The 19948-nt window shown below is 74.8% G+C and carries 14 protein-coding genes; 8 read left to right on the top strand and 6 right to left on the bottom strand.

The features are described from left to right. Positions 1-117 precede the first annotated feature (117 nt). Positions 118-1326 (bottom strand): cytochrome P450, encoded by a 1209-nt coding sequence (locus tag AB0881_RS12685; RefSeq protein WP_366616633.1) that lies wholly within the window; start codon positions 1324-1326, stop codon positions 118-120. 326 nt (positions 1327-1652) lie between these two features. On the opposite strand from AB0881_RS12685, the gene AB0881_RS12680 reads away from it, so the two are divergent. Next, on the top strand, positions 1653-4976 hold the full coding sequence (locus AB0881_RS12680) for a S8 family serine peptidase (RefSeq protein WP_366616632.1): 3324 nt from the start codon (positions 1653-1655) through the stop codon (positions 4974-4976). Positions 4977-5021: 45 nt separating this feature from the next. Here AB0881_RS12680 and AB0881_RS12675 read toward each other — a convergent pair whose 3' ends face one another. Continuing rightward, a complete protein-coding gene (locus AB0881_RS12675) occupies positions 5022-6206 on the bottom strand; it encodes a septum formation family protein (protein ID WP_366616630.1) in 1185 nt (394 codons plus the stop codon). A 128-nt stretch (positions 6207-6334) separates the two neighbouring features. Between AB0881_RS12675 and AB0881_RS12670 the strand changes: the two genes are divergently transcribed. Continuing rightward, the gene (locus AB0881_RS12670) at positions 6335-7138 is read left to right on the top strand and encodes a helix-turn-helix domain-containing protein (protein WP_366616629.1); all 804 of its coding nucleotides are present in this window, start codon (positions 6335-6337) and stop codon (positions 7136-7138) included. A 55-nt stretch (positions 7139-7193) separates the two neighbouring features. After that, positions 7194-8084 (top strand): hypothetical protein, encoded by an 891-nt coding sequence (locus AB0881_RS12665; protein WP_366616627.1) that lies wholly within the window; start codon positions 7194-7196, stop codon positions 8082-8084. Here the strand turns inward: AB0881_RS12665 and AB0881_RS12660 are convergent. Beyond that, complete coding sequence (locus AB0881_RS12660; protein WP_366616626.1) at positions 8068-8835, bottom strand: hypothetical protein; 768 nt, start codon at positions 8833-8835, stop codon at positions 8068-8070. The genes AB0881_RS12665 and AB0881_RS12660 overlap by 17 nt on opposite strands. A gap of 174 nt (positions 8836-9009) precedes the next feature. Here AB0881_RS12660 and AB0881_RS12655 point away from each other — a divergent pair, with 174 nt between their 5' ends. Further along, positions 9010-9921, top strand: coding sequence for an RNA polymerase sigma-70 factor (locus tag AB0881_RS12655; RefSeq protein ID WP_366616625.1), 912 nt, complete (start codon positions 9010-9012; stop codon positions 9919-9921). A 124-nt stretch (positions 9922-10045) separates the two neighbouring features. Next, positions 10046-10471: a VOC family protein gene (locus tag AB0881_RS12650; RefSeq protein ID WP_366616624.1), complete on the top strand. Its 426-nt coding sequence runs from the start codon at positions 10046-10048 to the stop codon at positions 10469-10471. Between the two features lie 76 nt (positions 10472-10547). On the opposite strand, the gene AB0881_RS12645 is transcribed toward AB0881_RS12650, so the two are convergent. Continuing rightward, entirely contained in the window at positions 10548-11564 is a 1017-nt protein-coding gene (locus tag AB0881_RS12645; protein WP_366616622.1) for a TIGR03617 family F420-dependent LLM class oxidoreductase, read from the bottom strand. Positions 11565-11729: 165 nt separating this feature from the next. Between AB0881_RS12645 and AB0881_RS12640 the strand changes: the two genes are divergently transcribed. Both AB0881_RS12640 and AB0881_RS12635 read left to right on the top strand, forming a co-directional pair. Beyond that, a complete protein-coding gene (locus AB0881_RS12640) occupies positions 11730-13496 on the top strand; it encodes a 2Fe-2S iron-sulfur cluster-binding protein (protein WP_366616621.1) in 1767 nt (588 codons plus the stop codon). Positions 13497-13579: 83 nt separating this feature from the next. After that, entirely contained in the window at positions 13580-14302 is a 723-nt protein-coding gene (locus AB0881_RS12635; RefSeq protein WP_366616620.1) for a hypothetical protein, read from the top strand. Here AB0881_RS12635 and AB0881_RS12630 read toward each other — a convergent pair. Then, positions 14242-15024, bottom strand: a complete 783-nt coding sequence (locus tag AB0881_RS12630; RefSeq protein WP_366616619.1) for a sigma factor — start codon at positions 15022-15024, stop codon at positions 14242-14244. The two genes, AB0881_RS12635 and AB0881_RS12630, sit on opposite strands and share 61 nt — an antisense overlap. A gap of 130 nt (positions 15025-15154) precedes the next feature. Further along, entirely contained in the window at positions 15155-17956 is a 2802-nt protein-coding gene (locus AB0881_RS12625; RefSeq protein WP_366616618.1) for an AAA family ATPase, read from the bottom strand. Between the two features lie 205 nt (positions 17957-18161). On the opposite strand from AB0881_RS12625, the gene AB0881_RS12620 reads away from it, so the two are divergent. Then, positions 18162-19892 (top strand): FAD-binding protein, encoded by a 1731-nt coding sequence (locus AB0881_RS12620; protein ID WP_366616616.1) that lies wholly within the window; start codon positions 18162-18164, stop codon positions 19890-19892. Positions 19893-19948 lie beyond the last annotated feature (56 nt).

Below are 19948 nucleotides of genomic sequence, written 5' to 3'. Positions count from 1 at the left end.
GTGCGCACAGCTAGTTACAGAAACAGCAGATCTTGCGCAGATGCGGCAATCAGCACATCGCTGACCAGGGCGGACGGAACCGGCCCGGCGGCCGGGGCCGCCGGGCCGGGCGGCGCGTCAGGGGCGGGGGGTGCCCAGGGTGACCGGCAGGGAGAGCGGGCCGACCGTGAAGAACGACGGGGAGTAGGGGATTTCGCCCGGGTCGACGGCGAGGGCGAGCTCCGGCAGCCGCCGGTACAGCGTGGCGAGCGCCAGCCGTCCCTCCAGCCGCGCCAGCGACGCGCCGACGCAGTAGCGGGGGCCGTGGCCGAAGCCGAGGCGCGCGTTCTGCTCCCGGGTGATGTCGAACCGGTCCGCGCTCTCGCCGAACTCCGCCGGGTCGAGGCCGCTCGCCTGGTACACCACGCCGACCGCCTGCCCCTTGGGGATGGGCACGCCCGCGATGGTGACGTCCTCCGCGGTGAAGCGGAAGCTGGTCATCATCACCGAGTGGCGGTAGCGCAGGGTCTCCTCGACCACGTCGGCCCACCGGTCCTCGGCCCGGGCGAGCGCGAGCTGCTCGGGGTGCTGCGCCAGCGCCACGATGGCGTGGCCGAGCAGGTGGACGGTCGTCTCGTGGCCGGCGACGAGCATCAGCCACAGCACGCCGACCAGCTCTTCGGTGGTGAGCCGGTCGCCCTCGTCGCGGGCCTGGACCAGGCCGGAGGTGAGGTCGTCGCCGGGCTCCCGGAGCTTGCGCTCCACGAGATCGTGCAGGTACGCCTGAAGGGCGTTCTGCGTCGCGAACGCCTCTTCCGGCGACGTGGTGTGCGCCAGGAGCGCGGCGGTCCAGCCGCGCATCCGCGGCCGGTCCTCGGCGGGCACGCCGAAGAGCTCGCAGATCACCCACATCGGCAGCGCCTCGGTGAAGGCCGGGACCAGGTCCACGCCGTCACCCGCGGCCACCACGTCGTCGAGCAGGCCGTCCACGATCTGCTGGACGCGCGGCTCCATCATCTGCACCCGGGCCGGCGTGAACGCCTTGACGACCAGCCCGCGCAGCCGCCGGTGGTCGCCGCCGTCCTTGGTGGACAGGTGCCCGCCCTGGACGATGGCCCGCAGCGGCCAGTCCTCGGGGATCGTCCCGTCGTGCAGGGCGGGCCAGTGCTGAGGATCGCGCAGGAACGTCTTGTTGTCCCCGGCGAGGATCTCCCGTACGGCCTCATGGGTCAGCGCGAGGTAGGCCGCGACGCCCCCGGGGAACTCCACCTCGACCACGGGGGCGATCTCCCGCAGCCGTACGCAGGTGTCGAGCGGCGCTTCGCCGGCGGCGGGGAAGGCGGGCAAGGGTGGCGAGGGTGGCGAGCTCGTTGTCATTCGACCCCATTTGAAGGTAAAGGAGGCGGTTTGTAAGACGGGTTCATGAATATCCTTTTTGATCACCTTAAGCAAGGTGGTGGAAATATTCATCAGCCGACGACAGGCGCCGCATTGGACTTCCTGATAACGCCGTGCACCATGTGATAAATTTCGCCCTTCGCCGTCTCGGCCGCCTGCCCGCCGCCCTCCCGCCCGCCGCCGCGTGGGCGCGCGCCTCGTTCCGGCGGATCTCCGTGGAACCGGAACGGGCCTCCGGACACAAGTGATCGAACGCATGATCACGAGGAGGTCCGGTGAGACGAACGAAAAGGGCGGTGCTGTGCGCGGCGCTCGTGGGCGCCACGGTGGCCGTGCCGCCCGCGGCCCCGGCGCACGCCGCCCCCGGCCGGACGGCGGGCCCGCTGCCGGCCGGCGGATCGTGGACGGTCACGCTGGTGACCGGCGACGTGGTGAAGGTCCGCACGGTGAAGGGACGGCTGCCGCTGGTGTCGGTCCGGCCGGGCGCGGACCGCCGCGATGAGCTCTTCCACCAGACGATCCGGCCGGACGGGACCGTCACGGTGATCCCGTCGGACGTGGCGTCCCAGGTCGGGCGGGTGCTGGATCCGAAGCTGTTCGACGTGACGGCGCTGATCCGGCAGGGGTACGACGACGCGCGCAGCCGGGAACTGCCATTGATCGTCGCCGGCGAGCCCGGCGTGCGGGCACTGGGCGCGCGTACGGAACGGCGGCTGTCCAGCATCGGGGCCGTGGCGGTGCGCCAGCCCAAGGGGCAGGGGACGCGGCTCGCCGCCACGCTGTCCGCGCGGTCCGGCGGGATTAAGAAGATCTGGCTGGACCAGAAGGTGAAGGCGTCGGCCGCCCCCGTGACCGCCCACGCGGCCACCGCGCGCGCCGCCGGGCTCGACCGGAACCTGACCCAGGTCGGGGCGGCCAAGGCGTGGGAGGCCGGGTACACCGGGCGCGGCGTCACGGTGGCCGTGCTGGACACCGGTGTCGACGCGGCCCATCCCGACCTCGCCGGCCGCGTCGCGGAGGCGGCGAACTTCAGCCAGGCGCCGGACACCGCCGACCGGGCCGGGCACGGCACCCATGTGGCCGCGACCGTCGCGGGCACCGGCGCGGCGGCGGCCGGGGAGCGCAAGGGCGTGGCCCCGCAGGCGTCGCTGCTGTCCGGCAAGGTCCTGGACGACGAGGGCTACGGCGAGATGTCCGACGTCATCGCCGGGGCCGAGTGGGCCGCGCCGCGCGCCAGGGTCGTGAACCTGAGCCTGGGCGGCACGGAGCCGTCCGACGGCACCGACCCGGTCTCGCAGGCCCTCGACCGCCTCACGGCGGAGCACGGCTCGCTGTTCGTCGTGGCCGCCGGCAACGGCGGCGGCCTGGGCGACATCGCCGCGCCCGCCGCGGCCGGCTCCGCGCTCACCGTGGGCGCCGTCGACGCCGCGGACGCGCTCGCCGGGTTCTCCTCGCGCGGGCCGCGTCCCGGCCGGGCCGCGCTCAAGCCGGAGATCGTCGCGCCCGGCGTCGGGATCGTCGCCGCGCGGGCGGCGGGGACCTCGATGGGCGAGCCGGTGGACGCCCGCTACACCGCGGCGTCCGGCACGTCCATGGCCGCACCGCACGTCGCGGGCGCGGCCGCGCTGGTGGCCCAGCGGCACCCGGACTGGACCGCGGCGCGGATCGAGGCCGCGCTCACCGGCTCGACCGCACCGGCCACCGGCGGCGACGCGTTCGAGCGCGGGACCGGCCGGCTCGACGCCGGCGCCGCCGCCACCGCCCCCGCGGTCGCCTCGACCGGGGTGGCCGACCTGGGCACGGTCACCGGCCCCGTCACCACCGAGCTGGGCTGGACCGGGCGGCGGGGCGCGCGGCTGCCGCTGTCGGTCGAGCTGACCCGGCGGCGCGGCGGCACCGTGGAAGGCGCGGCCGGACTCTCCGCCGCGGCGGTGGACGTGCCCGCGAACGGCACCGCCACCGCGACCCTGCGCGTCGACACCGCCAAGCTCAAGGACGCGCCCGGACTGTACGTGGCGGAGGTGACCGCCGAGGGCGGGCCGCGGACCCTCGTGACGTTCGAGATCGAGCCGCCGGCGCACACGCTCACCCTCAAGGCGACCCCCATCGCGGGGGCGGCCGGCGAAGCGTTCGGCGCGTACGCCCACATCATCGACCTGAACGACGTGACGCAGACCTTCGGGGACGTGGAGATCGGCGCCGGCGGCACGACGGTGCGCCTGCCGCGCGGCCGCTACAGCGTGATGGGCCAGATCTCCGACGAGTCCGGAGGCGCGTCGCGGTCCGCGCTCGCCGGCGACCCCGACCTCACGCTGGACCGCGACATGACGGTCACGCTGGACGGCGCGGCGGCCGAGGAGGTCACCGCGAGCGTCCAGGGGACGGCCACCCGCACCACGTCGGGGATGGCCGCGTACGTCCAGGACAACGGGCAGATGGCCTGGGCGCAGACCGTCTACTCGTTCGGGCCGGGCGAGCAGCGGATCCACGTCCAGCCGACCGGCCCGGTCGGCACCGGCACGTTCGCGGCGTACGGCGCGTTCCGCCTGGAGGCGCCGGGGCGCGTGTGGGACCTGCTGGAGCCGCTGGGCGACCGCTTCCCCGCCGACCCCTCGTTCGTGGTGACCCCGGCCGTCCAGGCGCGGCTCGCGCGCGTCGACCAGCGGTTCGCCGCGATCGACGGCGACACCTCCAAGGGGGTCGGCGACAAGCGGTACGGCATCACCCCGGAAGGGCTCCTGCTCGCCGAGGGAAGCGGCACGAACGCCGCCGGGACGACCAGGACCGACCACCTCTCGGCCGGCCGCGGCATCCTGTGGCACGACTCGGCGTTCCCCGGCGCGATCGAGGAATGGGTGGAGCAGGAGCCGTTCACCGAGCGCGCCCCCGGCAGCCGGACCGTCAAGACCTGGGGCCGCCAGCCGATGAGACCCGGCCCGTACTCGGCGACCCAGGTGTCGGTCAGCGAGTGCACGCCGCTGCCGTCCGCCCGGACCCGCGAGGTGATGACCGTCCACCTCGTCGACTTCCAGGCCCGGCCGGACTCGTTCGACTGCGGCCTGCCCGACCCGGGCAGGATCAAGCGGAGGATGACCCTGCACGCGGGGGACCGGAAGGTGGGGGAGGCCACCGTCCAGGCCGCGCGGTTCGACGTTCCGAGGGCGGCGGCGACGTACCGCCTCCGGTACGAGACCGACGCCTCGGCGCTGCTTCCCGTGTCGAACCGTACGGACACGACCTGGACGTTCAGGTCCACCGGCCCCGCCGGCACCGGCACCGCCCGGCTGCCGCTGCTCACCGTCGACCATGACCTCGGCCTCGACCTGCGCAACCGGCCGGCCGGGCGGCCGGCCACGTTCACGGTCGCGCGCGTCAAGGGCGCCGGCGACGCGCGGATCACCGGCATGCGGCTGTGGACGTCCACCGACGGCGGCGGGACCTGGACGCCGGTGACGGTCAGGGCGCTGGGCGGCGGCCGGTACTCGGCGCCGCTGCCCGTCCCGGCCGCGGGCCAGGGCGTGTCCCTGCGCGTCGAGGCCCGCGACGCGGGCGGCGGCGCCGTCGACCAGCGGATCATGAACGCCTACCGGGTCCGCTGACCCCCGGGCCTCGGCCGCGGCTTCCGGGAAGCCGCGGCCGAGGCGTCAGCTCGGGAGGACCGACCGCGTCAGGTCCCGGTCACGGGCGTCGGTGACGTAGCAGAGCACCAGGCGGTCGCCCTCGGCCCAGGTCTCCTTCGTGGGATTCCAGTGCCACGGCTGGATCGGGACCGGCGGCTTCCTCTCCGCCCTGATCTCCTTCCACCTGGCCTCGCAGCCCTGCTCCGCCTTCTTCTCGGCCGCGTGGTCACCCGGGTAGGCCCCGGCCGGCAGCTCGAACCGGTGGGTGAGCTGGCCGTTGTGCGGATCCCCGCATTCGGTGAGCTCGACCGTGAACGTCTCGTCCCGCGCCTTGATGAAGCAGTCGCCGACGCGCAGCTCGTCCAGGGCGCGGTGGTTCCAGGGGCCCGACCCGATCGGCTGCGTCAGCGGGCTGGTCTCCAGCGCGGCGACGACGGCGCAGTGGACGCCGCGGTCGCCGAGCCGCCAGCCGATCCTGGTCGGGACGACCGCGTGGGCCGCGCTGTTGTCGAGCGGCGCCTTGGTCTTGAAGCGGGCCTGGAAGCGCCGCTCGCACTCGGCGTCCCCGCGCCGCTGGACCTCCTGGTCGCCCGGGAAGGGGCCCTTGGGCATCGTGAAGCGCAGGACCATCTCGGCCTGGTGCGGCTCCGTGCACGGCATGACCTTGAGCTCGGCGGCGTCGTCGGCGCCGACGAAGTCGAAGCACTGGCCCGCCTTGGGGTAGAGGGCGAGGGACGACTCCTCCGCCGCGTCGCCGACGGCGGTGCCGAAGGACACGGCCGCGACGATCGTGCCTCCCGCCGTCCACGCCGCGGCGGCGGCGAGACCGCCGATCGCCATCCCCTTCCCGCGCTCGCCGCGGCGGCTGATCTGGACGAGCGCGGCGATGCCGAAGCCGATCGCGAACAGGACCATCCCGAACAGGCCGGTGAGCAGCGCGACCAGCGCGTACCGGTTGGCGCGGGGCCTGCCGCCCGGCGCGGGCGGATGCCAGGGGACCGGGGCGGGCGGCGCCGGGGGAGGGTCGGCGGGCGAGCCGGCGGGCGGGTCTGCGGGCGAACTGGCGGGCGAACTGGCGGGCGGAGGTGCCGCGGTCTCGTCCGAGGTCTCCGGAAGTGCGTCCGGAGGCGCCCAGCGCGGCGCGTCGCCGGGGGCTGGTCCGGCCGGCGAGGGCTTCGCGGTCTCGTCGGCGTTCGATGGCTGAGTCACAGCCGCCGACATTATGAAATGAAGATCACAAAACGCGCATTTCCCACCCCGGTGGCCGGATCGTGCCGCACGTGCCACGGCATGGCGACGCTCACCGCGGCACGCCCCGCGCTGCGTAGGGTGGCCGCGTGGAGGTCGTGCATTGCCCGCCGGGGTCGCCGCCGGGGGCGGGAGTGGTGCGGTGCTCGGGGTACCGCGCGTACTTCGCGGAGCCGCGCGTGCGGCATTCGGCGCCGAGCGGCGGTGTGAAGGTGATCCTGCGGTTCGGCGATCCGGTACGGTCCGCGACCGGAACCTCAGGGCCGGTGCCCGCGACGGCGTCGGCGTTCGTGGTGGGCGTCAAGGACACGCCGGGGTCCACGGTGCACGCCGGCGAGGTGCACAGCCTCCAGGTCGAGATGACACCGCTGGGCGCGTACCGGGTGCTGGGCGTGCCGATGCGGGCGCTCGGCGGCGCCGCGGCGGACCTGGCCGACGTGCTCGGCCCGGCGGCGGACCTGCTGGTCGAGCGGCTGGCGCTGACCGATGACTGGAACGCGCGGTTCCGGCTGCTGGGCCGGGTGCTGGCCGAGCGGGCGGCCGCCGCGGACGCGCCGGACCCGGCCGTCGCCTGGGCCTGGCGGCGGCTGCACCGGTCCGGCGGCACCGTGGCGGTCGCCGAGCTGGCCGCCGAACTCGGGATGAGCCGCCGGCATCTGAGCCGCCGGTTCCATCACCAGCTGGGCCTGCCGCCCAAGAGCATGGCGCGGGTGCTGCGCTTCAATCGGGCCGTACGGCTGCGCGCCATGGAGCCCGAGCGGTCCTGGACGCGCATCGCGGCCGACTGCGGCTACCACGACCATGCGCATCTCGACGCCGACTTCCGCGCGCTCGCCGCCTGCACCCCGACCGAGTTCGCCACCAGAACGGACGTCCTGGCCCGGCCGTCCTGAACGGGTGTCCCATTTCTCCAAGGTGTCCGGACGCCGGCCTTCATAGCGTCGCGGCATGCCTTTCACTCTCCATACGGCGAGGGCCGTATCCGTTCTGGCCGCGGCGCTCCTCTTCGCCGCGGCGCTGGTCGAGCAGTTCGCCGGGGCGGCGGTGCGGGCGGCGATCTGGCCGGTGTTCTGGTCCGCGTCCCTGCTGTTCTTCGCCGCCATGGCCGATCGGCGGTGGGGGCGGACGATGCTGGCGGTGCTGGCCGTCCTCACCGTGCCGCTGTCGCCCGTCCTGGTGTTCGCCGAGCCGTCCGAACTGGACCCCATGCGCCGCCCGGACCTCGCGGTACGGCTGGCACTGGCCTGCGCGGCCGCCCAGATCCTCGCCGCGATCCTGGCGTTCCTGCCGCCCTCCACCGCCCACGCCCGCAGCGCCGCGAGGCGCGAGCTGTCCCCGCGGGTACGCAAGAGCGTGCTGGTGGTGCACGTGACGACCTCGGTGGCATGGCTGGGGATCATCACCGTGCAGGGCTCGCTCGGCATCACGGCCGTGACCGCCGGCGACGCGGGCACGGCGCGCGCCCTGTTCACCGCCATGCTGGTCATCGACGGGACCTTCCTCGGCCCGGCCGCGTTCTGCGCCCTGTTCACCGGGATCGTGCTGGCCGCCGGCACCCGCTGGGGCCTGCTGCGCCGATGGTGGGTGGCCGCCAAGTTCGCCGCCATGCTCGTGCTGATGGTGCTGCCGGTCATCGCCTGGCAGGACGTCCCGATCGACGGCCTCGCCCTCGCCGAGGAGGGACGCCCCGTCACCGAGATCCGCGCCATGCTCGGCGCCACCCCGTACCTGGCCATGATCTCTCCCGCGCTCGCGGTGTCCGCGGTCGTCCTCTCGATCACCAAGCCCTGGGGCCCGACCCCCCTCGGCCGCCGGGTGCGTCTCAGGGCCGGGAGTTGAGCCATTCCTGGAACGTGGGGCCGGCGAGCCGGGCGTGCGGGCCGGGCAGGAACCCGCCGGCGGCCGCGATCTCGGCGTCGGGCATGCCGGAGCCGTCGACGGCGACGACCTCGATGCCCCGGCGGGCGCCGAGGAGCCCGGCCGCCTCCGCCATGCTCTCCCTGCGGGGGCCGGCGATCTCGGGGATCGGCGTTCCGGGTGCGGGCCGGTCGGGCGCGTCCGGGTCGGTGGCCAGGTCGACCAGCGCCTCGGCCACGGTACGGCAGGCCACGAGCTGGGTGGGCAGGGCCGGGACGTAGGCGACGTCGCCCTGCCGCCAGTCCAGGAGCTGGCCGACGAACTCGTGGAACTGCGCGGCCCGCAGGATGCGGGCGGGCAGCGGGCCGGCCAGGGCGGCCGCCTCGTGCACCTGCTGGGCGGCGATGAAACCGGCGGTGGCCTTGTCGGCGCCGATGATGGAGACGGCGGTGATCCGGCCGACCCCGGCGACCGCGCCGGCCTCGTGCAGGTTCCGGGTCGCCGTCCGGAAGAACTCCGCGGCGGCGTCCTCGTCGGAGTCGGGCCACGACGCGACGTCGATGATGGCGCCGGCGCCGGCGAGCGCCCCGGCCAGGCCCTCGCCGGTGATGATGTCCACGCCGGTGGCGCGGGACATCGGCACGACCTGGTGCCCTCGTTCGGTGAGGACGTCCACGACGTGGCGTCCCAGCCGCCCGGTCGCCCCCGCCACCGCGAATCTGTCGGTGCTCATGTTCACGCCTTTCTCGCTGTTCGCCGTCCTGACGAACACGAGACGCCGGCGCCCCGGCCTCCATAACGGCCGCGAGCGTGTGACGTAGCCCACCGGACGCGCGTGTTACATGGCGGCGGGGCGCGGCGTCTTGTGCGTGTGTCAGTACCGAGGCAGAACGGGCGGGAGCCGGACATGAGCGAGCGGAAGACGGGCACGGCCGGCCGCGTGGACTCGGCCACCGAGGCGTTCGTGGCGCATCGCAACCTGCTGTTCACGGTCGCCTACGAGATGCTCGGCTCGGCCGCCGACGCCGAGGACGTCCTCCAGGAGACCTGGCTGCGATGGGTGGACGTCGATGCGGCCACCGTCCGGGAGGAGCGCGCCTACCTGGTACGGATCGTCACCCGGCAGGCGCTGGACCGGCTGCGTGCGCTCGGCCGCCGCAAGGAGTCCTACGTCGGCCCGTGGCTGCCCGAGCCGCTGCTGACCGCGCCGGACGTGGCCGAGGACGTCGAGCTGGCCGAGAGCGTCTCGATGGCGATGCTGCTGGTGCTGGAGACGCTCGGGCCGGTCGAGCGGGCGGTGTTCGTGCTGCGCGAGGTGTTCGGCCTGGACTACGACGAGATCGCCGAGGCCGTCGGCAGGAGCCCGGCCGCGGTCCGCCAGCTCGCCTACCGGGCGCGGGCGCACGTCGCCGCGCGCCGGCCGCGCGGGATCGCGTCCCCGGCCGAGACCCGGGCCGCGCTCGGGGCGTTCCAGCGGGCGGTCGAGACCGGCGATCTGCAGGGCCTGCTCGACATCCTCGCGCCGGACGTCGTCGCCCTGAGCGACGGCGGCGGAGTGCGGCACGCCCTGCCGCGGCCCGTCGTGGGCGCGGACCAGGTGGCCCGCCTGCTCGCCGTCGGCTGGTGGAGGCGCGACGCCCAGCGGTCGGTCGAGCCGGTGCAGGTCAACGGCGGCCCGGGGCTCCTCGTCCGGATCGACGGGGAGATCGACGGCGTGGTGGCGGTGCGGGTCGAGAACGGCTACGTCACCGGCGCCTACCACGTGCGCAACCCGGACAAGCTGTCGCACGTGGAACGGGAGACCGCCCTCAGCCGCTGAAACCGCCCGGCGAGAAATCCGCCGGCGGTAGCGGCCAGGCCCTGGCCGCTTCCCTTGCCAGTGTGATCGTCGAACGCGCCGGCCGCCCCGGCGCGACGATGACACTGAACGCAAGGAGCCGATCATGTCCGTCAACACCGTCACCCACCTGAACTTCAGGGGCGACGCCCGCGCGGCGCTCGCCTTCTACCAGTCCGTCTTCGGCGGCGACACGGTCACCGTCACCTACAAGGACGCCGGGAACGTCCAGGACCCGGCCGCCGCGGACCAGGTGATGTGGGGCCAGGTGACCGCCGGGAACGGCTTCACGGTCATGGCCTACGACGTCCCCGCCGACCTGCCGTGGAACCAGGGCGAGAACGCCTTCTTCGTCTCGGTGCGCGGCGACGACCCCGAGGAGATCACGGCGTACTGGGACAGGCTCACCGACGGCGCCACCGTCGTGCAGCCGCTTGGCCCCGCGCAGTGGGCGCCCCTGTACGGGATGCTGAAGGACCGCTTCGGCGTCACCTGGGTCTTGGACGTCGCCGCCCAGTACGACGCCTCCTGACCGGCGCCCGCCCGCCGTCCCGCCCGGCCGGCGGGCGGGCCGGTCCGCGGCGCTGTCGGACGGCCGTGCGGCGCGTTCATGGGGTTCCGCCCAGTTCGGCGGCGAGGGCGGCGATCGTCTCCTTCGGGTGGGTCGAGCCGGGGAAGTAGGCGCAGACCCGGTCGGCCACGTCGCCGAACCGGGTCCTGATCTCGGCGGCGCACTCGGCCGGCGTGCCGGCGACCGCCAGCGTCCGCACCATCGTGTCGTCGATCAGCCCGATCATCGTCATGATGTCGCCGGTCTTGGAGAGGGCGTTCAGCTCGGGTTGCAGGTCCCCCCAGCCCTCGATCTCCAGGACGGGCCGGTACGCCGGGGTGGAGCCGTAGAACGCCAGCAGCGCCTTCACCCCCACGGTCGCCGCCGCGATCTCCTCGGGGGTGCGGCCCATCGCGACGATCGCCTGCGGGTACACGTCGATCCGCTCGCGGCCCGCCCGCTCCAGCTCCTCGGCCACGGCCGGGAGGGTGCGCTCGCGGAAGTGCCGGTGGCTGTGGAACGGCATCACCAGCAGCCCGTCGGCGACCTCGGCCGCGGTCCTGGTCATCACCGGGCCCAGCGCGCCGAGCAGGACCGGCGGAACGCCGTAGGGGTTCGGCCCGGGGTCGAACGTCGGGGGCATCAGGGTGTGCCTGGTGAACTCCCCGCGGAAGTCCAGCCGGGTGCCGTCCTGCCAGGCGTTCAGGATCGCCTTCACCGCGAGCACGGCCTCGCGCATCCGGGCCGCCGGCCTGCTCCAGGACGCGCCGTACCGGTTCTCGATGTGCGGCCTGATCTGCGAGCCCAGCCCGAGCCGGAACCGGCCCTTGCTCAGCAGTTGCAGGTCATAGGCCATGTTGGCGAGGTTCATCGGGCTGCGGGGGATCGCGATCGCGACGTTGGTCATCAGGTCGACCGGCGGTACGTCCGCCGCGCCGGCCGCGACGATCAGCGGCAGGAACACGTCGTGCGGGCCCTCGAAGGTGAACAGGCCGTCCACCCCCGCGTCGATCAGCGCGCGGGCGCGGTGCGCCGCCTCGTCCGGCCGGCCGTCCAGCTGCACATCGAGTCTCACTGACCGATCTCCGTTCCGCGGTGCCGATGCCGATCAACCGTCGATCAACAGGATGGCGGGTACCGGAGGATCGGGGGAGTACCGGACCGCCGGTCGTCGCGGCCGGGTTTGACGTGGAAGATCGTTCGCGCGCAGGATGGGCGTTCTCGAACGTTATGGAGTGTCGTGTCCGTTCCGTACATCGCCCGCCTGGTCCGCTACCCCGTCAAGGGGTTCCCAGGTCAGGAGGTGGAGCGCGGGCGCGTGCGGCCGGGCGCGGGGCTGCCCTTCGACCGCGCGGTGGCGTTCGCGAGCGGGCGGCTGCCGCCGCCCGAGGCGGGCGGGTGGGTGCCCTCGCGCACCTGGCGCACGCTCGTCACCGACCCCGGCCCGCTGCGCGGCGGCGTCGAGCTCGACGAGGCCGCCGGGATCGTCCGGATCCGGCATCCCGAGTACGGGACGCTGACCGTTCCGCTCGGGAAGACGGGGCCGGTCGAGCCGCCGGAGGGGACGGCCGGCTGGTTCGGCGGGACCGCCGTGGTGCACCGGGCCGCGGACGGCTTCTGGGACGACCCCGACGGCGGCGTCTCGCTCATCAACCTGGCCAGCGTCGCCGCGCTCGGCCGCGCCGCCGGGGCCGATCTCGACCCGCTGCGCTTCCGCGGGAACGTCTACCTGGAGGGGCTGCCGCCTTGGGCGGAGCTGGACCTGGTGGGGGAGCGGATCGCGATCGGCGACGTCGAGCTGGAGGTGCTGCATCCGATCAACCGCTGCGCCGCGACCTCGGCCAACCCCGCGAGCGCCGTACGCGACCACAACGTGCCCGCGCTGCTGGCCGCGCACATGGGCCACATCTACTGCGGGCTGCGCGCCAAGGTCGTGACCGGCGGGACGCTCGCGAAGGGCGCCGGACTCGTCCGTACGGGCACGAAGGTCCGGCCGAAGCGCGCGGAGGGCGGGCCGGAGCCGTCGAGCTGGCCGCGGTACGCGCGGATCGTCCGGCGCGAACCGCACGGCCCGGACACCGTCAGCCTCTGGCTGGCCGACCCCCTCGCCGCCCTGCGCGGCGCGCCCGAGGCCGGGCAGCACATCCTGGTGCACACCTCCGACGAGGACGGGCCGGTCTGGCGCGCCTACACGGTGTCGGCGCACGAGGACGACCTGCTGCGCGTCACGGTCCGGAACGTGGGGCGGATGTCGGCGCTGCTGCACGGGCCCGCCGAGCGCGTACTGATCTCCGGCCCGAACGGCGGCACCGTCCTGGACGCCGGGGCGGACCGGCCGCTGCTGCTGGCCTCGGCCGGGGTCGGCATCACCCAGACGCTGGCGATGCTCCGGGAGTGCGCGCGGCGGCGGCCGGACCGCCCGCTGCTGCTGCTCCACACCGTCCGGCGCGGATCCGACCTGGCCCTGTGGGACGAGGCGACCGAGCTGATCGCCGGGATGCCGCACGCGCGCGCCCGCCTCTTCCTGACCGGGGAGGCGCCGGAGGCCGCGCGGCGGCTCGGCGCCACGCCCGGCCGCCCGGACTTCTCCGGCGCCGCCGTGCCGGGAACGGTCGCGTACCTCTGCGGCCCGCTCCCCTTCATGGACGCGGCCGAGCGGACGCTCACCGCGGCCGGAGCCGACGTCCACCGCGAGGTCTTCGCGTCCCCGGGAGCGGTGCCGGCCGAGCCGTCCGGACCGCCGGCGCCGGGCCCGTTCCGGGTGGACTTCACCGCCAGCGGCGTCACGGCCGACTGGCGCCCTGAGGACGGCACGCTGCTCGAACTCGCGGAGTCCCTCCAGGTCCCGGTACGGGCGGGCTGCCGCGCCGGCGCGTGCCGGATGTGCCGGCGTCCGGTCACGCGCGGGGAGACGGCCCACACCGTCCCGCCCGCGCTCCCTCCCGGGGACGGGCACGCGCTCCTGTGCTCGGCCGTGCCGGTCACGGACATCGCCGTCGACGCCTGAAACCGCCGCGATCAGGGAACGTCCCCGCCTCCCGCGCACGTCTGATGTGCGCTCGATCACGGACTGGACTGGGAGCGGCGACGATGAGTTTCGATCTCTGCGTGTGGCGGGAGAACCGCCCGATCACGGCCGCGCAGGCCCTGCGCACCTACTGGTGGCTGTGCGGCGACGAGAGCATGGCGGACGCCGACGAGTCGGAGTTCGGGGTCGAGCGGGACGAGCGGGTCGACGCCTTCCACGGTGAGCTGCTGGCCGCGTACCCCGCGCTGGAAGGGCTGGAGACCGCCGAAGCGGACGCCTCTCCCTGGAGCATGACCCCCGGCCACATCCCCGGCCTCTACGTGATCATGATGATGGGCTACTCCGACGCCCCCGACGTCGCCCCGGCGGTCGTCGAGCTGGCCATGCGGCACGGCCTGGTCTGCTACGACCCGCAGGTGACGCGGGTCCACAACCCGCCGGAGATCGTCGACACCGGCGTCCCGCGCATGGACTTCTGCGACGGCGGTGCCGCCGCCGACCCCGGCCCCGAGGAGCTCCCCGGACTCTTGGGCCAACTCACCGAACGGAACTGGTGGGCCTCCCTGGACCGCAGCCCTGGCTGGTTCATGCAGGTCGGTATCGGCGAGCGCGCCGGCGGGCTCCCGGACGGCGTCTTCGGGCTGGAGTACCGGGAGGGCGGCGCCGACCGGCATTTCCGCGTACTGCTCCACGACTTCGACGAGGTGGTGCGCGCCTTCCAGGGCTACGCCGAGGGCCACGAGAGCTGGAAGACCGCGTTCGACTGGCGGCCGCTGATGCTCTGATCCCGCGGATCACCCGCCTGACCGGGACGGGACGGACGCGGCGCCGACGACAGCTGCCGGTGCACGTGGCCGCCGGGGGCGAGCAGCCGCGCGAGCCCCTCGACGTCACCGGTACCGACCGCGGTCCGGAACGCGGCGACGAGGCGGCGGTGCGCCTCCGCGGGGACCGGCCGCTCGCGGCCGCCGCCGGCGCGGGACTGCGCGCGCCGCACCAGCTGCCGCGCGTTCGGAACGCTGGTCCGCAGCAGCACCGCGAGATCGGCGTAGGCGTGGTCGAAGCCCTTCCGCAGCACGAAGGCGGCCAGCTCGTCCGGCGTCAGCCTCGCCATGAGCAGGGCCAGCGCGTCCTCGGCGGCCATGGCCCGCTCGGTGCGCAGCACCGGATCGTGGGTCCGGTCGGCGAGGTCGCCCGGCCGCGGCTCGGCCGGGCTCTCGTGCCGGTGCCGCGCCGACTGGATCACGTTGATCGCCAGCCGGGTCGTGGCCGCGGTCAGGAACGCGGCCGCGTTCTCGATCCGCGCGCGGCTGGTGAGCTGCCAGCGCAGCCAGATCTCCTGGACGACGTCCTCGGCGCCCGGGACGTCCCCGAGGACCCGGTAGGCGATGCGGAAGAGCCGCGCCCGCTGGGCGAGGAAGACGTCGAGGGCGAGGTCCAGATCGTCCTCGGCCGGCGGGGGGACCGGGGGTTCGGCCGGCGCCGTGAGCAGGCTGGGCGCGGACATCGGGACTCCTCTTCGTGGACGGCGCCCGTCGAAGGGCGGCGACTCCACTCTCGGTCCGCGGCACCGCCCACCGCGCCACGGAGGTCCGTGGTCGAGTCCGTAGGCTTCCGGGGCGGGCCCGCGCACCGGCTCAGCCGGGCGGCTCCTTGCCCGCGTCCGCGGCCGGGGAGGCCGCGAGGACGTCCGGCAGCTCGCGGCGCGAGCTGATGCCGAGCTTCGTGTACACCTTCCGCAGGTGCCACTCCACGGTGTGCGGGCTGATGAACAGCTCGGCGCCGATCTGCGGGTTCGTCATCCCGCCGGCGGCGAGGGTCGCGATCTGCGACTCCTGCGGTGTCAGGGAGCTCGCCGGCTCCGTCTCCCGCGCCCGGACGTGCTCGCCGGTCGCGAGCAGCTCGCGGCGGGCACGCTCGGCGAACGCGTGGGCCCGCATCCCGTCGAACATCTCGTAGGCCGTGCGCAGGTGCTCCCGGGCCGGTGAACGGCGCCGGGTCCGGCGCAGCCACTCGCCGTACAGCAGGTGGGTGCGGGCCACCTCCACGACCACGCGGTCGCGGCCGAGCTCCTCGATCGCCGTCAGGTACAGGCCGTCCGCCTCGTCGCCCTCGGTGAGGAGCGCCCGGCTGCGGGCGGCGACGCCGCGGGCCCAGCCGGAATCGGCGGCGCCGGTGAGTTCGAGCAGCCGGTCGAGCGAGGCGCGGGCCTGGTCGAGTTCGCCGCACCGCGCCGCGGCCTCGACGTGCTCGACCAGGGAGAGGCCGGTGAAGTTGTACCCGTCGTGCTCGATGCCCGAGCGGGCCGCCGCCAGGGCCTGGTCGTAGCGGGCCAGGCCGTTGTACAGCACGCCCTGGACGTAGCCGGTGACGCCGAGCAGGGACACCTCGCCCTGCTGCTCGGCGGCCGCCTTGGCGTCCGCGATGATGCCGGAGGCGGCGTCCTCGTCGCCGCGCCACGCCGCCAGGACGAGCGCCGCGTACTTGTGCGGGGCGTGGCCGGTCGCCGCGGCGATCGTGTCGGCCTCGTCGATCATCCGGGCCGCCTCGGCGAAGTCGCCGTAGTGGATGCGCACCCCGCCGAGGTAGATCAGCGCCGGCGGCAGCACGCCGAGCGCGCCGATGTCGCGGGCCAGCCGTACGGCGCGCGTCGCCAGCGCGTCCCAGGCGGGCAGGTCCCAGGCGTGGTGGATGAACGACTCCAGCGCGACCGGGGCCAGCAGGAGCCAGCGCATCGTCGCCTCGCGGGTGCCGAGGTCCTCGTTCACGAGCGGGTCCAGCGCGCGGCGCAGCGCCGGGCCGCCGGTCCCGCCGCCGTCCGCGAGCAGCGCCGCCACGCCGTCCAGGAGCAGGTCCGCCGCCTCGGAGCCGGACGGGGGCGCCCCGGACTCGCGGGCCGCGGTCGCCGCGGCGCGGGCGCCCGTCGGGCCGTGGACCCGGCCCGCGAAGATGGTCGCGCTGATCGCCTCCAGGTAGGTCTCCCGCGCCTGCGGCGACCCGGCGGCGGTGAACTGCGCGGCGGCGTCGAGGAGCAGCGGCGCCGCCTCGTCGCTGCGGTTGCGGGCGAAGAGGATCCGGGCGCGCAGGCGCGCGACGCGGGCCCGGTCCAGGGGGCTGAGGGGGCACAGCTCGGCCAGCGTCGCCAGCTCCGTGGCGCGGTCGGGGGACGCGGCGGAGAAGTGCGCCTCGGCGGCCGCGAGGGTCCGGCGCCCCCGCGCCCAGGAGTCCGGCGTCACCTCGGCCGCGCGCTCCAGCAGCACCGCCTCGGCGGTCATGCCGCCGCGCTGCCGCGCCCGCCCGGCGGCCCGCTCCAGCCCGGCGGCGACCTCCTCGTCCGGCCCGTCGGCGGCCTGCGCGGCGTGCCAGGCGCACCGGTCGGGATCCAGGACCGGGTCCGTGGCCGCGGCCAGCGCCCGGTGCACCGCCCGGCGCTCGTCGGGGTCGGCCTGCTGGTAGATCGCCGAACGGACCAGCGGGTGCCGGAACCGGACGGACTCCCCGAACTCGATCAGGCCCGCCGCCTTGGCCGGCCCGGCATCGGGAGCGATCTTCATGGCGTCGGCGGCGCGGACCAGCAGGCGCGCGTCGCCGACCGGCTCCGCCGCGGCGATCAGCAGCAGCGTCCGGGTCGGCGCCGGCAGCGAGCCGAGCCGGCGGGCGAAGTCCCGCTCGACGCGGCTCGACACCGTTCCCTGGACGGCCGGGGAGCCCGCGGTCGCGCCGTACGCCAGCTCGGCGGCGCTGCGGCCGCGGGAGAACTCCAGCAGCGCGAGCGGATTGCCGTGCGTCTCGGCCACGAACCGGTCCCGGATCCGCTTCTCCAGCCGCCCGCCCACCGAACTCTCCAGGAGCTCGCCGGCCGCGGCGGCGTCGAGCCCGCCGATCCGCATCTCCGGCAGGCCCGCCAGCGCGTCCCGACCCTCGGGGTCGCGCACCGCGAACGCCATCGCGACCGCCTCGGCGAGCAGCCGCCGCGCCACGAACTCAAGTGTCTGCAAGGACACCCGGTCCAGCCACTGGGCGTCGTCGACCACGACGAGCACCGGCCGGCTCTCCGAGGCCCGGGTGAGCAGGGTCAGCACGGCGAGGCCCACCAGGAAGCGGTCGGGCGGGTCCCCGGCCGCCATCCCGAACGCGACGCGCAGGGCGTCCCGCTGGGGTTCCGGCAGCGCGTCCACCTCGGCCAGGAACGGCGCGCACAGCTGGTGCAGGCTCGCGTAGGGCAGCTCCATGTCGGCCTCGATGCCCTGCGACCGGGTCACCGTGACCTGGGACGCCTGGGCGGCCACGTACTCCAGGAGCACCGACTTCCCGATGCCCGCCTCGCCGCGGATCACCCACACCCCGGAGCCGCCGTCCCGCAGCGAGGCCAGCAGGTCGTCGAGCGCCGCGCACTCCTGCCGCCGGCCGACCAGGGCGGGAAGCGGGCTGGCGATCATGCGGCACGGCTCCTAGGGGGGTCTCCTGGGCGGCCTCCCAGGACGCTCGTCGCGGCGAGCATTGAAACGATACATGCGGCCGCCGCCGCCGGCAGCATGCCGAACGGCATGGGCATGAAGAAAAAAGTTCCCCTGGGTTGTCACAGACGGCGCCGCTATCCGGTCGAGCACTGCCTATCGTCCGTCCGCCGCCGCAGGAGGTCCCATGTCAACGCTCGAACACCGGCTCGCCACCTCCGTCCTGGTGGTGGGCACCGGCGGGTCCGGCCTTCGAGCGGCCATCGAGCTGGCCGAGGCCGGTGTCGCGGTCATCGCGGTGGGCAGGCGCGCGTCCGGCGACGCCCACACCGTCCTGGCCACCGGCGGCGTCAACGCGGCGCTGGCGACCACCGACCACGCCGACACCTGGGAGCAGCACGCGGCCGACACGCTGCGGGAGAGCCGCCTGCTCGCCGACCCGCGCGCCGTGCTGGCCGTGACCCGGCAGGCCGCGCAGGGCATCCACGACCTGGAACGCTTCGGCATGCGCTTCGACCGCCAGGACGACGGCCGGATCGCCCAGCGCTACTTCGGCGCCCACACGTACCGGCGCACCGCGTTCGCCGGCGACCGCACCGGCCGGGAGATGCAGCGCGTGCTCCGCGAGCGCGCGGAGCGGCTCGCCGTACCCGTTCTGCCGCGCCTGTACGTCACTCGGCTGCTGGTCGACGACGGGACGGTGTTCGGCGCCTACGGATTCGACACCGCCGACGGCTCGCGCTACCTCGTGCACGCCGACGCCGTGATCCTCGCGACCGGAGGCCACACCCGCATCTGGCGGCACACGTCCTCCCGCCGCGACGAGAACACCGGCGACTCCCTCCGCCTCGCCGCCGAGGCCGGCGCCCGGCTGCGCGACCCCGAGCTGGTGCAGTTCCACCCCTCGGGCCTGCTCAAGCCGGAGAACGCGGCCGGAACCCTGGTCGGCGAGGCCGCGCGCGGCGAGGGCGGGATCCTGCTCAACAACCTCGGCGAGCGGTTCATGGAGCGCTACGACCCCGAGCGCATGGAACTCGCCGGCCGGGACAGGGTCGCGCTGGCGGCGTACACCGAGATCAGGGAGGGCCGCGGGACCCGGGCCGGCGGCGTGTGGCTCGACCTGTCCCACCTGCCGCGCGAGACGGTCCTGGCGCGGCTGCCGCGCGTGCACCGGATGCTGCTGGACCTGCAGATGCTCGACGTCACCCGCGACCCGATCGAGATCGCGCCGACCGCGCACTACTCCATGGGCGGCGTCCGGGTCCGCCCCGAGGACCAGGGCACCGACATCGACGGGCTCTTCGCGATCGGGGAGGCGGCCAGCGGCCTGCACGGCGCGAACCGCCTGGAGGGCAACTCGCTGACCGAGCTGCTCGTCCACGGCCGCGTCGCCGGCCGGGCGGCGGCGGAGTACTCGGCCGGGCTCACCGGCCAGCGGCGCTCCCTCGGATCGGTCCGCGCCGCGCAGGCGGACGTGGACCGGCTGCTGGCCGCCGACGGCGACCAGAACGTCCGCGCGCTGCAGCGGTCGGTGCGCCGCCTGATGACCGAGCACGCCGGCGTCGTGCGGGACGAGGCCGGGCTGTCCGCCGGGCTCGCCGCGCTCGACGAGATCGAGGCCCGGATGGAGGACGCCGGCACGCACGTCGACATCGGCGGCTTCGAGGACCTCGCGCACGCCTACGACCTCAGGTCCGCCGTCCTCGCCGCCCGCGCGACCCTCGAATGCGCGCTGGAGCGGCGCGAGACGCGAGGCTGCCACCACCGCTCCGACCACCCCGGCCTCGATCCGGCCCTGAGGGTCAACCTGGTCTGGTCGCCGGAGACCGGAGTGCGCCGCGAACCCGTCCCGCCGATCCCCACCGACATCGCCGAGCTGATGCACGACGTCCCGACCGACGGCAAACTGCTCGAATAGCGGCCGCCCCCGGCTCCTTCGAGGCCGGTTCCGCGTAAGCCGTCACCGATCGGCGG

Origin of the sequence: Spirillospora sp. NPDC029432, from assembly GCF_040703975.1 — a bacterium.
Classification (GTDB): Bacteria; Actinomycetota; Actinomycetes; order Streptosporangiales; family Streptosporangiaceae; genus Spirillospora.
The sequence above is the reverse complement of the archived record's forward strand: the minus strand, read 5'-3'. Positions and strand labels throughout refer to the sequence as shown.

Excerpts from the sequence above, each read along its gene's own strand:
- AB0881_RS12630 (WP_366616619.1), bottom strand. The coding sequence starts at position 15,024 with ATGTCCGCGCCCAGCCTGCTCACGGCGCCGGCCGAACCCCCGGTCCCC.
- AB0881_RS12650 (WP_366616624.1), top strand. The coding sequence starts at position 10,046 with ATGTCCGTCAACACCGTCACCCACCTGAACTTCAGGGGCGACGCCCGC.
- AB0881_RS12655 (WP_366616625.1), top strand. The coding sequence starts at position 9,010 with ATGAGCGAGCGGAAGACGGGCACGGCCGGCCGCGTGGACTCGGCCACC.
- AB0881_RS12660 (WP_366616626.1), bottom strand. The coding sequence starts at position 8,835 with ATGAGCACCGACAGATTCGCGGTGGCGGGGGCGACCGGGCGGCTGGGA.
- AB0881_RS12620 (WP_366616616.1), top strand. The coding sequence starts at position 18,162 with ATGTCAACGCTCGAACACCGGCTCGCCACCTCCGTCCTGGTGGTGGGC.
- AB0881_RS12665 (WP_366616627.1), top strand. The coding sequence starts at position 7,194 with ATGCCTTTCACTCTCCATACGGCGAGGGCCGTATCCGTTCTGGCCGCG.
- AB0881_RS12625 (WP_366616618.1), bottom strand. The coding sequence starts at position 17,956 with ATGATCGCCAGCCCGCTTCCCGCCCTGGTCGGCCGGCGGCAGGAGTGC.
- AB0881_RS12635 (WP_366616620.1), top strand. The coding sequence starts at position 13,580 with ATGAGTTTCGATCTCTGCGTGTGGCGGGAGAACCGCCCGATCACGGCC.